This is a genomic window from Pseudomonas sp. K5002, assembly GCF_013386655.1.
Classification (GTDB): Bacteria; Pseudomonadota; Gammaproteobacteria; order Pseudomonadales; family Pseudomonadaceae; genus Aquipseudomonas.
In genome coordinates this window covers 23,743-30,008 of record NZ_JACARK010000027.1, presented here as the reverse complement: position 1 = coordinate 30,008, position 6,266 = coordinate 23,743, and the positions used below count along the sequence as shown (strand labels likewise).

At 56.1% G+C, this 6,266-nt stretch carries 7 protein-coding genes; 5 read left to right on the top strand and 2 right to left on the bottom strand.

The window, feature by feature from the left end; all coding sequences use genetic code 11:
* Window positions 1–194 precede the first annotated feature (194 nt).
* Window positions 195–680 (top strand): YajQ family cyclic di-GMP-binding protein, encoded by a 486-nt coding sequence (locus HX846_RS01520; protein ID WP_003209785.1) that lies wholly within the window; start codon window positions 195–197, stop codon window positions 678–680.
* A 134-nt stretch (window positions 681–814) separates the two neighbouring features.
* Window positions 815–1,657, top strand: a complete 843-nt coding sequence (locus HX846_RS01515; protein WP_003209787.1) for a mechanosensitive ion channel family protein — start codon at window positions 815–817, stop codon at window positions 1,655–1,657.
* A gap of 191 nt (window positions 1,658–1,848) precedes the next feature.
* Here HX846_RS01515 and HX846_RS01510 read toward each other — a convergent pair whose 3' ends face one another.
* Window positions 1,849–3,120, bottom strand: a complete 1,272-nt coding sequence (locus HX846_RS01510) for an OprD family porin (RefSeq protein ID WP_003209790.1) — start codon at window positions 3,118–3,120, stop codon at window positions 1,849–1,851.
* 883 nt (window positions 3,121–4,003) lie between these two features.
* On the opposite strand from HX846_RS01510, the gene HX846_RS01505 reads away from it, so the two are divergent.
* Together HX846_RS01505 and HX846_RS01500 are read left to right on the top strand one after the other, a co-directional pair.
* The gene (locus tag HX846_RS01505) at window positions 4,004–4,429 is read left to right on the top strand and encodes an HIT domain-containing protein (protein ID WP_003209794.1); all 426 of its coding nucleotides are present in this window, start codon (window positions 4,004–4,006) and stop codon (window positions 4,427–4,429) included.
* Window positions 4,430–4,432: 3 nt separating this feature from the next.
* On the top strand, window positions 4,433–4,639 hold the full coding sequence (locus HX846_RS01500; protein ID WP_003209796.1) for a SlyX family protein: 207 nt from the start codon (window positions 4,433–4,435) through the stop codon (window positions 4,637–4,639).
* Between the two features lie 86 nt (window positions 4,640–4,725).
* On the opposite strand, the gene HX846_RS40230 is transcribed toward HX846_RS01500, so the two are convergent.
* Window positions 4,726–5,328, bottom strand: a complete 603-nt coding sequence (locus HX846_RS40230; RefSeq protein WP_003209798.1) for a cold-shock protein — start codon at window positions 5,326–5,328, stop codon at window positions 4,726–4,728.
* 428 nt (window positions 5,329–5,756) lie between these two features.
* Here HX846_RS40230 and HX846_RS01490 point away from each other — a divergent pair, with 428 nt between their 5' ends.
* Window positions 5,757–6,230 carry a Dps family protein gene (locus HX846_RS01490; RefSeq protein ID WP_003209800.1) on the top strand — a complete coding sequence of 158 codons (474 nt, stop codon included), beginning with the start codon at window positions 5,757–5,759 and terminating at the stop codon, window positions 6,228–6,230.
* The last annotated feature ends 36 nt before the right edge of the window (window positions 6,231–6,266 follow it).

Sequence of the window (6,266 nt, the reverse complement as noted above, 5' to 3'; positions counted from 1 at the left end):
CGGGCCAGGCGGGCGGCCCACAGTGTTCCGAGGCTGCCGGCGCCGAGGACGTGCCAGGTGGTCGACATCAGTTTTTACTCCGTAAGGCTGCCCGCAGTGAACGAGGCGAAAGAACCGCTATAATGCCCGGGCATTTTAGCCCGGGCGTGCTCCATCTCTACTGAGCCGCGCCCCTTTTTTATTGGAGAAATTACATGCCGTCGTTCGACGTGGTATCCGAACTGGACAAACATGAAGTCACCAACGCCGTCGAGAACGCCGTCAAGGAGCTGGATCGCCGCTATGACTTGAAGGGCAAGGGCAGCTTCGAGTTCAAGGAAAAGGAGCTGACCGTCAACCTGACCGCGGAAGCCGACTTCCAGCTGGAAGCGATGATTGAGATCCTCAAGCTGTCTCTGGTCAAGCGCAAGATCGATGCACAGTGCCTTGAAATCAAGGATGCCTATGCGTCCGGCAAGCTGATGAAGCAGGAGGCCGTGCTCAAGGAAGGCATCGACAAGGAGCTGGCGAAGAAAATCGTCGCTCACGTCAAGGACGCCAAGCTCAAGGTCCAGGCCGCCATCCAGGGCGAGCAGGTGCGTATCACCGGCAAGAAGCGTGACGATTTGCAGGAGGCCATTGCTGCCCTGCGCGCCAAGACCTTCGACATGCCGCTGCAGTTCAATAACTTCCGCGACTGAGTGGACCCCTCGGGAACCTGTGGACGTTTTTGACGTCCCACGCCCAGAACCTGCAGAAACGATTGAGCCCTTCGGGGCTCATTTGTTATGTGGGGATTGATAAGGCCGCACATCCGGCAAACAGGAGAATGTAGATGGACTTGAACGCTGAAGTGGATCACTTGATCAAGACCTCGGAGTCGTGGTTACCGATGATCATGGAATACGGCAGCCGATTTTTGCTGGCAGTGGTCACCCTGGCCATCGGTTGGTGGCTGATCAACGTCTTGACCCACCGGGTAGGGCGTTTGCTGGCATTGCGTAATGCTGACCTGGCGCTGCAACACTTCATTACCAGCCTTGCGAACATTGCGCTCAAGGTCATGCTGGTGGTCAACGTGGCCTCGATGATCGGCGTCGCAACCACCTCGTTCGTTGCCGCGATCGGCGCCGCCACCCTGGCCATCGGCCTGGCCTTGCAAGGCAGCCTGGCGAACTTCGCCGGCGGCGTGCTGATTCTGTTGTTCCGTCCGTTCCGCATCGGTGACTGGATCGAAGCCCAGGGCACTTCCGGTACCGTCGACAGCATCCAGATCTTCCACACCGTGTTGCGCACCGGCGACAACAAGACGGTGATCATCCCGAACGGCAGCCTGTCCAACGGCCTCATCACCAACACCAACCGTCAGCCGACCCGCAAGGTGGTGTTTGACGTGGGGGTCGACTATGAAGCCGACCTGCAGAAAGCACGTGAAGTGCTGCTGGAACTGGCCAAGGATCCACGTGTATTGGCTGATCCTGCGCCGGCAGCGGTAGTTTCGACCTTGGGCGACAGTTCGATCACGGTATCCCTGCGAGTCTGGACCAAGACTTCGGATTACTGGGATGTGATGTTCATGTTCAATGAACTGGCACGTGACCGTTTGAAAGCGGCGGGGATTGATATTCCGTTTCCACAACGGGTTATTCGCGTCATGCAGGAAAGTGCTGGGAAGTAATAGTGTGACTGGATGATTAAACCTGGCCGATGTGTCAGGTTTGTTACGCAGGATTAAACTAGATAGTTAGCTTGCTAGTTATCCGGTTGTTGAGATTAAGTTGCAATAAAAAAGCCGCTCACTTGCGAACAAGTGAGCGGCTTTTTAGTTAGGGCCGAAACCCTAAGTCATCGTTGTAATCAAACTGCCAATTACAAGATGTTCAGCGGGTATTGCGCGATCAGACGCAGTTCGTCGATGGACGCCGAACCGTAGTACACACCATCGCTGGAGCGATAAGTGGCTTGACGCACGCGCAGGCTCAGGTCTTTTGCCGGGCCGCTCTGGATCACGTACTTGGCTTCGATGTCACGTTCCCACTCTTTGCCGTTCGAGGTGTCGGCGGTGTTGGCGCCGGTACCTTTGACGTAGCGAGTCATGAAGCTCAGGCCTGGTACGCCGAAAGTCGCCATGTTCAGGTCGTAGCGAGCCTGGAACGACTTCTCGTCTTCAGCGTTGAAGTCGGAACGAGCGATGGAGTTGGCAAGGAAGATCGTGCCGCCGCCGTCTACGCCGTAGCCGTAGTCACCGTCACCGCTGACCTTCTGGTAGGCCAGGGTAAAGGTGTGAGCCTGGATGGTGTACGCGCCTTGCAAGCTGTAGGCACGGTTGTCCAGTTTGGTGGTGCCGTCTTTCTCAGCCCGTTGCAGGCCAGCGCCATCACTTTTGGTGCTGTAGATGTTGAAGTCGACCGCCAGGGACTGCTCATTGCTGAGCGCATGGGTCCAGTTCAGGTTGGCGTAGGTTTTTTTCCAGTAGTCTTCGGTCTTCGCGTAGTAGAGGCTGGCGCTGACTTCTGGAGTCAGGGCGTAGACACCACCGATGAAGTCGGTTTTTGTCAGGCCCAGGCTGTCGCGGTAGGTCTGGGCTTGTGCCACGCTCGAAGTGAAGTGACCGCCTTCAAGTTTCAGGCCTTTGATCTCGTTGCTGGTCAGCGAGATACCCTGTGGCAATTCAGGCAGCAGACGGCTGTCATCGGAAGCGAATACAGGCGCGGTGGTGTACTGGTCGCCGATTTTCAGGACCGTATCGGAGATACGGAACTTAACTGCGCCGCCGCCCTTGGAGTAATCATCCTGAGCGCGACCGTCGGAGCCAGTTGGAAACAGGCCAGTGCCGGAACGACCCTTGCCGCTGTCCAGTTTGACGCCCAACAGACCGATGACGTCGACACCCACACCGATGGTGCCTTGGGTGAAGCCCGACTGGTACAGGCCGTTGAAGCCCAGACCGGTTTCGTCGACGCGGCTCTTGCCGGTGTCATTGTTACGGAAGTCGCGGCTAAAGTTCAGGAGGCGAGTGTTGATGCTGAAAGTGCTGTCTTCAACAAAGCCCTTTGAATCGTCCTGGGAGGACGCCATTGCGAACTGCGAGGTGCCTGCTGAAACAGCCAGGGCGATCATGCTCCACTTCATCACGCGCATCGTGATTTGCTCCTTTGGTTTTAGGAAGAGTACTGCCGTCCCACCTATATTTTTGTCTGGGCGGCTCTTTCTTTTTTGTGTCGGCGCAAAGTTATATCACGCAGACATTATTGACGATACTTGCACATCTATCCTTTCAGCTTCTTTACGGGCCTGTCGTAAATTGCTAGCTCCATGTCGCAAATTCACAGTCCACTTGTAACCGGACTGACAACTTCAATGCTGTTTTAAAACCTTGGAAGCGGGGTGGAAAAGTCACCCCTGAAAGTTTCAACTCATCCCTGCCAGGCATTGAACCGCTGTTATTTTCCGTCGCGAAACACCTGCTTCCCGCCGGTGCCGTTGTCGACGATATGAGTGTGAATGCAACAAGCGTGCACAAACCGGTAACCGAATGTGATTTTTTCGTGAAAAGTGTCAACGGCCTGTAAAAACCGCATAAGCACGGGCTTTTTACGCCGTTTGGTTTGGCCTTGACGCGCCTGCCGCACTCCGTTTCGGTGGCGCATAAAACCTGTACCAGAACAAAACGTTACCGGTTCACCCCGTTCGGTGGGTAGTTGGCGGATCCCTTTGAAGCACAAATGGGTCATTTTGGTGCAGTGCTTCACTGACTGCGTTTCTGCTCCCGTTCAGCCTTCGCCTTTTGAAAGCCGTCTGGCTCAAGGTCTTGAAGCATGTTCTGCGTCCCGACTTTGACCAGAATTGGATACATTGGTCATTTAGCGTAGCTGAAATATTGGCCTGTCTCGAAATGGTGCGCTTTTTTTCGTGGCGTCCTGTTTGGGCGCGTATTCGGCCACGCGCATTCGCCGTGAAGCGACTGGCATTCGCAGGTATGCTGGGCGCCTGAAACCTGACCCGCCGAACGGGAGTGACTGCTGTGTTCGCCTTAGATCCACGCCTTCAACAAGACACCTTGCCTATCGGGGATTTCCCCCTGTGTCGGCTGCTGCTTTCCAATGACTCGAATTACCCCTGGTTCATCCTGGTGCCGCGCATCGACGGTATCAGCGAAGTGTTTCAACTGGATGTCGCCGACCAGCAGCGGGTGTGGCAGGAAAGCACGGCACTGGCACAGTGGCTGAACGAAGGGTTCGGCGCCGACAAAATGAATATCGGTGCCTTGGGTAATGTGGTCAGCCAACTGCACGTGCATGTGATCGTACGCAAGCGCGACGACGCGGCCTGGCCTGCGCCGGTCTGGGGCAAGCACCCGGCGAAGCCCTACAGTGACGAGCAAGTGGTGGCAATTCGTGCGCGCCTGCGCGAGATCCTGCCGGCCGACTTCACGTTCCTGGAGGCTTGAGCCATGGATCTTCAAGCCCGCGTGACCGACCTGGAAAGCCGCCTGGCCTTTCAGGACGACACCATCGAGACCCTGAATGACATCCTGGTCACCCAGCAGCGTGCCGTGGAACGCCTGCAGTTGCAGATGACTGCGTTGCTCAAGCGCCAGGAAGAAATGGGCGGCCAGTTCGAGTCGTCCGAGGAAGAGGCGCCGCCGCCTCATTATTAATAAGGCGGGGGTTGAACCCCCGGGCATAAAAAAAACCGCGATGCAGCCAGGCTGCATCGCGGTTTCTTTTTTTCGGGGTGCTGGAATCAGCGACGCGGCAATGCGGCGATCACATCTTCAGCTTGCAGCCCCTTGTCACGGTTCATGACGGAGAACTCCACGCGCTGGCCTTCCACCAGTACGCGATGGCCTTCGCCGCGAATCGCCCGGAAGTGGACGAAGATATCGTCGCCCGAATCCCGGGAAATAAAGCCGAAGCCCTTGGAGGTGTTGAACCACTTGACGGTCCCGGTATCCCGGTTGGTCATGTCGTAGCTTTGCGACGCAGCGGCCGGGGAGGAGCGGTAAAAACTGATGGCCAGATGAAGAACGATGGCTACCAGTGCTATTGCCAGGCTGAGCAGGACGGCCGGGTGGCCACCGACTTCAGGCATAGGCGCCAGCAGGGTGAGGGTTTGCACGACAACAGCCAGGACCAGCAGGGCGCTGACCAGGTTTTGCAGTTGATGACGCGGGCCTTTGTTCCAGTATGGAATGACTGGAGCCAGTGTCAGGTTAAGAAGACCAAAGAAGGTCAGGTAGAGAGCGTCAGGTTGCTGCAGGTAAGGCAGGGTCTCTGATCGCAGGCTGGGGATAAAGGACAGCAGCAAAGCTGCAGCGCCCGTTAGCAGGTGGACGATTTTCAACATTTTGATTAACTCACGTTAAGACGGATCACAAGGAAGAGCTGACGGGCACGGTTCGCTTCTGAACAATGGGAGGCGTTGGGCACGTGCACGGGTATCAGCCTATGCCGCTTGCCGCGAAAAATATCGGCGGCGACACGCTGCCTATTTAACAGCAAAGCCTGTGCCTACTCAAATCAAGCATTTCAGGCTGTTACAAGGGGCACGGCATTTCTGCGTCAAACACTTGTCCTAGACAGGTGCAGGCTTTTTCGCAGGTGCTGGGTAATTTTTCCGGTAGCTGTTGAAGCCTTGCCTGTCGGGCAAGCCCGCTCTGCAAGGGGCGATTTGCCGCACCTCGAAAGGGTCAGCCAGGCTGCGCACGGCCGGCACTCTTGCTAGAGTGGTCCTGCACCTGATCAATGAATTTTTATCAATTGAAGGGGAAACACATGGCAATCGATATTGGTATCAGTGAAGAAGACCGTAAATCAATCGTTGATGGACTTTCGCGACTGCTTTCCGATACCTATGTACTTTACCTGAAGACCCACAACTTCCATTGGAACGTAACGGGGCCCATGTTTCGTACACTGCACTTGATGTTTGAAGAGCAGTACAACGAACTGGCGCTGGCGGTGGATTCAATCGCAGAGCGTATTCGTGCCCTGGGCTTTCCCGCACCGGGTGCCTACTCGGTGTATGCGCGACTTTCTTCGATCAAGGAAGAAGAGGGTGTGCCGAGCGCTGAAGACATGATCAAGCAACTGGTCGAAGGCCAGGAAGCGGTGACTCGCACAGCCCGGGGGATCTTCCCGTTGTTGGATAAAGTCAGTGATGAACCGACGGCGGACTTGCTGACCCAGCGTATGCAAGTGCATGAAAAGACCGCATGGATGTTGCGTTCCCTGCTCGAAAACAAATAACACCGGTGGCGGGAGGGCGTCGAGCTGACGCCCCTC

Bases quoted from the DNA above. Each gene is read 5' to 3' on its own strand.
- HX846_RS01490 (WP_003209800.1), top strand. From the start codon at position 5,757: ATGGCAATCGATATTGGTATCAGTGAAGAAGACCGTAAATCAATCGTT.
- HX846_RS01520 (WP_003209785.1), top strand. From the start codon at position 195: ATGCCGTCGTTCGACGTGGTATCCGAACTGGACAAACATGAAGTCACC.
- HX846_RS01510 (WP_003209790.1), bottom strand. From the start codon at position 3,120: ATGCGCGTGATGAAGTGGAGCATGATCGCCCTGGCTGTTTCAGCAGGC.
- HX846_RS01515 (WP_003209787.1), top strand. From the start codon at position 815: ATGGACTTGAACGCTGAAGTGGATCACTTGATCAAGACCTCGGAGTCG.
- HX846_RS01500 (WP_003209796.1), top strand. From the start codon at position 4,433: ATGGATCTTCAAGCCCGCGTGACCGACCTGGAAAGCCGCCTGGCCTTT.
- HX846_RS40230 (WP_003209798.1), bottom strand. From the start codon at position 5,328: ATGTTGAAAATCGTCCACCTGCTAACGGGCGCTGCAGCTTTGCTGCTG.